Origin of the sequence: Dissulfurispira sp. (assembly GCF_036745535.1) — a bacterium.
In the GTDB taxonomy this organism is placed as follows: Bacteria; Nitrospirota; Thermodesulfovibrionia; order Thermodesulfovibrionales; family Dissulfurispiraceae; genus Dissulfurispira.
This window is the reverse complement of the sequence record NZ_DAIOFX010000092.1, coordinates 1-5,330: the sequence shown is the minus strand read 5'-3', so window position 1 is coordinate 5,330 and position 5,330 is coordinate 1. Positions and strand designations below refer to the sequence as shown.

The following is a 5,330-nucleotide window of genomic DNA, read 5'->3' as shown; positions in this document are numbered from 1 at the left end:
CGTGGTTTAAAGTCTTTTCGCAGCACCTGACATATATTTTTAGATTAGAATCGCTTAATTTAGGTACCATTTATCATTTTACTTTGGCATTAAATTGCCGTCCTTTAGCAGATAAACACATTTGTTATCTTTTGTTTTGAGCATTACAGTCGGTTTGAAAAATACAAAATCCTGATGAAAGGGCGTCTTTACCCTTCCTCCGAATGAGCTGTTATCACCGAGGGCAATGTGTATTGTCCCTAAAATCTTCTCTGATTCGAGGATATTGTCAGGCCTTTTTGCCCTGTCGTTCGTTCCTATTCCAAGCTCCGCAATATTCCTGTTTTCATTCCTCTCATCGAGCTTTTCCCTGAGGTAATCGGCATAAGGCTCGTTTCCGATTATCTCTCTCACAATGCCTTCCTCAATGATTAAAGTTATGGGAGATTTCAACTCCCTTGTCGGCGCCCATTCAAGAACAAGTTTCCCTTCTGCACTGCCTTCAACAGGCGCAAAAAAAACTTCACCGGCAGGAAGATTGCCGAATGATCCTGACTTTGTGAGCATTCCGTCATCGGATAATGCCTGCCTCCCCTTTTTTGATAGGGTAATGTGGGTGCCGTTTGGGGTTTTTATTTCTAAGGTTTCTGTAGTGTTAACGACTTTCGCTATAGCTTTTGTCCTCTTTGACAATCTCTTCCAATCGACATTCATAGAGCTTTCGAGCATTGAGACTTCGAATATGGGCATGCTCGCATAGCGGCATCCGCATACACGCGTTAAAATATCCCTGAATCTCGTATGACTCGTAGAATAATTGGAAAGGGCGATTACTGCATTTACAGCAGATCTCTTGTTTTTCGAAATAATGGCTTCTGCCTTTTTTATTCCGTCATCTGTAATCTCTTTTTTTATAAGCTGGGCTAAAAGCCTGTGTCTTTTGAGCTCGCTTACAGCCCTTTGTCCAAAGGCCATGCTCCACAATTCCTCAGGAGGCTCTGCACCATGGCTTCCTGTGGCAGCATATTCATGATAAGCAATCTTTTTCGTGAATGCCTTTCCGATCTCCGCTGTCAATAACGCTATATCCCTCAGTCTTTCACGTCTGCAGAGGTCATTTTCGTGTAGGATTTCCGAAGGCGAGATTCTATCTGTAAAGACCAGGACACTTTCATTTCTTTTAATGCCTATATTGATTTTGTATATTGCCTGAATGGTCCTTGTAATCATGAACTTATCCTATGCACACCCTGTTTTTCCCGCTCTTTTTTGCTTCATACAGGGCGTCATCCGCCCTTTTGCTCAATGTATCGGTAGTGTCGTCTTCCCTGAATTCTGCTACTCCGAAGCTGCATGTAACAGTAAACGCTTTCTTAAAAATAGAATCTTCAATTGCTGCCCTTAACCTCTCCGATAGTTCCCTTGCGTGCTCCATGTCTGTATTGGGAGTCAGTATCACAAACTCCTCACCGCCCCATCGGCAAATATATCGGTAGTCCTTATATTATTGGACACGATCTTTGTTATCTCTATCAGGACATTGTCTCCAACATTGTGTCCGTAAGTATCGTTGATCTGTTTAAAATCGTCTATATCAAACATGATCAGAGACAGAGGCGTTCCATATCTCTGCACCCTCATCATTTCCGATGTAAATATATTATCAAATTTTAATCTATTGTAGATTTTTGTTAAAGGGTCGGTCTCGGCGAGCTGCTCTTTTTCGATAATCAATTGATTGGTTGTTTTTAAGAGGTCGTTAAATGCCTTTGAGACAATGCCTATCTCATCCTTTGAGCTCATGACATGGTACTGGGCAAAATCTCCGGTATTCATTGTATTGGTTATGGATGACAGGAGAATATGCAATCTGTCAATGATCGTCTTTCCGATAACCATAGCCGTAGTTATAACAGATATGAGTATGGCACCCAGCATAACAACCTGTGCATATATGTATTGTCTTGTCTCTCGTATATGCTGTGCGGTGTTCTTCTTTATCCGTCCCATGCAATAATCCTCGACCTCTTTTAGTGCGTTAATCGAAGCAGTTGCTGATTTAAACCACACACGGGGTCGATGCCGAAGCTTCCGGTCTTAAATTTCGCAAAGGCGATATCAATCATATCCATTGTAGCCTGAACATTGCTGCTTTGAAATCTGTCTGTATAAAATCGTTTTATATCAGGTGGTGCATCCTGCAAAAACCGTTCAGTGTTTGTATCATAGGATCCCTTAATAGAAGCAAGTTTCCTTATGCTGAAACCATCAAATTGTCCGGCAGCGAATACTGCATTCAGCGTTGCCCTTATCTGGCCTAAAAATTCCTTGGCATACAAGAGATATGAATGAAGCATGAGGGCGTTCTTTGTCTCCGACGTCTTCGCCATCAGTGCGATTTTTGATACCTCATTGATTAGTGCTGCAATAGTACCGGTGTAGTATTCCTGTGCTTCGAGTGCGTTAATGCCGAGGGAGCTTATCCGGTTTCGCTTGAGGTCAAGCTCGCTGCGCAGAGACATCACCTTCGAGCCTGATCCGGTCTCTCTTACGAGAAAATACAGATCTTTTATCTTTCTGTCGGTTTCTGCCCTCTGGACTAAAAGGTCATCCCTGAATTTTTTGCCTTTGCTCGTCAGAAACCCCGAGCTTAAACCGCGCTCTTTTTGGAGTTCATGGATTATATCCGAAAACTTTTCGGCCTCGAGGATTCTGTCATATACCTCTTTCAGACCGTTTTCGGTTTTTATGGCCTCGCCGATTTCTACGGAGATGAAATACAGGAGCGCCAGGATGGGGACAATGCTAAGCAGCCATATCTTTGACCTGATGGTCATTATGCAAATACCAGCTCCATCTGCTCCAATCTCTCTCCTGGGAACTGGATAGGATAGTTATTGTCAAAGCATGCAGTGCAGTAATTTTCGGGATTAGAAACGATGCTCTTTAATCCCTCGATGCTCAGATATGAAAGGCTGTCTGCAGTTATGTATTTCCTTATCTCTTCGGTCATGTGGCTCGATGCGATGAGCTCCTGCCTTGTGGGCGTATCTATTCCGTAAAAACACGGCCCAACCGTGGGAGGAGAGCATATCCTCATATGAACCTCTTTTGCGCCGCCCACTTCCCTTATCATCTTCACGATCTTTTTGCTCGTAGTGCCCCTTACTATTGAATCATCCACAACAATAACCCTCTTGCCCATCAGGAGATCCCTTACTGGATTAAGCTTTATCTTTACTCCAAAATGCCTTATGCTCTGCTTCGGCTCTATAAATGTCCTGCCTATGTAATGGTTTCTTATTAATCCAAAGTCAAATGGCAGCTTTCCTTCCTCTGCAAAACCAATGGCAGCAGGGACTCCTGAATCGGGGACAGGTATAACTATATCGGCATCTACAAGCGATTCCCTTGAGAGCTGTCTTCCGAATTCCTTTCTCATTGTGTTGACACATATATGGTTGAAAATGTGGCTGTCTGGACGTGCAAAATATATGAACTCGAATACGCAGAATGCCTTTCTGAAACTCTGCAATGCCCTTATGGATTGCAGGCCGTTGTGATTTATGATCACCATCTCGCCCGGCTCAACATCCCTGATGTATTCAGCGCCTATGAGGTCAAATGCGCAGGTCTCTGAAGCAACAACGTACGCGCCGTCAACCTGTCCAATTGAAAGTGGTCTCACACCCATTGGGTCTCTTGCGGCTATAAGTTCCGATTCCCTCAGAAAAAGAAGGCTGAAGGCGCCGGTAACACTCCTGAGCGCCTCTGCTATACGTTCATGTGGGTTGTCGTTCCTTGACCTTGCAATAAGATGGAGGATCACTTCGCTGTCTGAGGTGGATTGGAATATGGCGCCCTCTGCTTCCAGTTCATCCTTCAACTGCTCTGCATTAATGAGGTTGCCGTTGTGGGCCACTGCAATGGTACCGAGCGCGTAATTTGCAACAAGGGGCTGGACATTCTTCAGACCACCGCCTCCTGCTGTGGAATACCTGTTATGTCCTATTGCCAGGTTTCCCGGAAGGCGCTTTATCCTTTTTTCTGTGAATATATCCGCAACAAGGCCTATGGATTTTTCCAAATAAAGCTGGGTGCCGTCAGCAGAGCATATGCCTGCACCTTCCTGTCCGCGGTGCTGGAGTGCATAAAGTCCCAAATAGGCGAGATTGGCTGCCTCTGGATGGCCATACACACCAAAGATGCCGCATTCTTCATGGATGTCGTGAAAGGCTGACTGTGAACGGATATTTCTATCCAAAATGTTCCTCTTTTACCTTTTATGTGGAATTATTTTAGCATAAAACCATGTATGAATTTAAATTAAAAACAGGTTTTTCTCCAAAAGGCGACCAACCAAAGGCAATAGAGCATCTTACCGAAGGTGTAATAAAAGGGCTCAAGCATCAGGTTCTCCTGGGTGTCACGGGCTCCGGCAAGACATTTACAGTGGCGAATGTCATTGCCAATGTGAACAAACCAACCCTTGTTATTGCACACAACAAGGCGCTTGCTGCACAGCTTTACGGCGAATTTAAAGAGTTATTTCCGGAAAACGCAGTGGAGTTCTTTGTCAGTTATTACGATTATTACCAGCCAGAGGCGTATATACCAACAACAGATACATACATAGAAAAAGATGCCCTAATAAACGACGACATCGACAGATTAAGGCATTCTGCAACCATGTCCATCCTCGAAAGGAGAGATGTAATTGTTGTGGCATCTGTTTCATGCATCTACGGAATAGGCTCTCCAGAGGATTACCTGGGGATGCATCTCTTTATCGAAGAAGGAATGAGGACAAAGAGGGATGAGCTTTTGGAGAGATTGATCGAGATGCTCTATGTCCGCTCTGATACGGAGTTCAAAAGAGGGAGCTTCAGGGTAAGAGGCGATATCGTAGAGATATATCCTGCGTTCTCCCGCGATATGGCCATAAGATTGGAGTTCTTTGGCGACGACATAGATGCGATTCACGAATTCGACCCGCTGACAGGCGAGAGGATTAAGAGACTACAGAGGCTTGCCATTTATCCAAACAGCCACTGGATTACTCCAAAACCGAAGCTCGAGCAGGCATTTAAAGGTATAGAAAAAGAGCTCGAAGATAGGATAAGGTATTTCAGGAATAAGGCCGAATTGCTCTATGCCCAGAGAATCGAACAGAGGACAAGATTCGATATGGAAATGCTAAAGGAGTTTGGCTATTGCCACGGCATAGAGAATTATTCGAGGCATCTCAGCGGAAGGCTGCCCGGAGAGCCTCCTTATACATTAATTGATTATCTCATAAGCGGGCCTTCCAATGGAGATTATCTCTTAGTGATAGACGAATCCCATGCCAC

General features: G+C 44.3%; 4 protein-coding genes and 1 pseudogene. 1 reads left to right on the top strand and 4 read right to left on the bottom strand.

Features of this window, described 5'->3' with window-relative positions; genetic code table 11:
• Positions 1-78: 78 nt before the first annotated feature.
• The 4 genes and pseudogenes from V7L97_RS10900 to purF form a co-directional block, all read right to left on the bottom strand.
• Complete coding sequence (locus tag V7L97_RS10900; RefSeq protein ID WP_333655913.1) at positions 79-1,209, bottom strand: aminopeptidase; 1,131 nt, start codon at positions 1,207-1,209, stop codon at positions 79-81.
• A 4-nt stretch (positions 1,210-1,213) separates the two neighbouring features.
• A pseudogene (locus V7L97_RS10895) lies at positions 1,214-1,782 on the bottom strand (GGDEF domain-containing protein).
• 227 nt (positions 1,783-2,009) lie between these two features.
• On the bottom strand, positions 2,010-2,816 hold the full coding sequence (locus tag V7L97_RS10890; RefSeq protein ID WP_333655912.1) for a nitrate- and nitrite sensing domain-containing protein: 807 nt from the start codon (positions 2,814-2,816) through the stop codon (positions 2,010-2,012).
• On the bottom strand, positions 2,816-4,243 hold the full coding sequence (purF, locus tag V7L97_RS10885) for an amidophosphoribosyltransferase (protein ID WP_333655911.1): 1,428 nt from the start codon (positions 4,241-4,243) through the stop codon (positions 2,816-2,818). Before purF ends, V7L97_RS10890 begins: the two co-directional genes overlap by 1 nt.
• A gap of 47 nt (positions 4,244-4,290) precedes the next feature.
• Between purF and V7L97_RS10880 the strand changes: the two genes are divergently transcribed.
• The coding region (locus V7L97_RS10880; RefSeq protein WP_333655910.1) for a DEAD/DEAH box helicase family protein at positions 4,291-5,330 on the top strand (1,040 nt) is incomplete at its 3' end.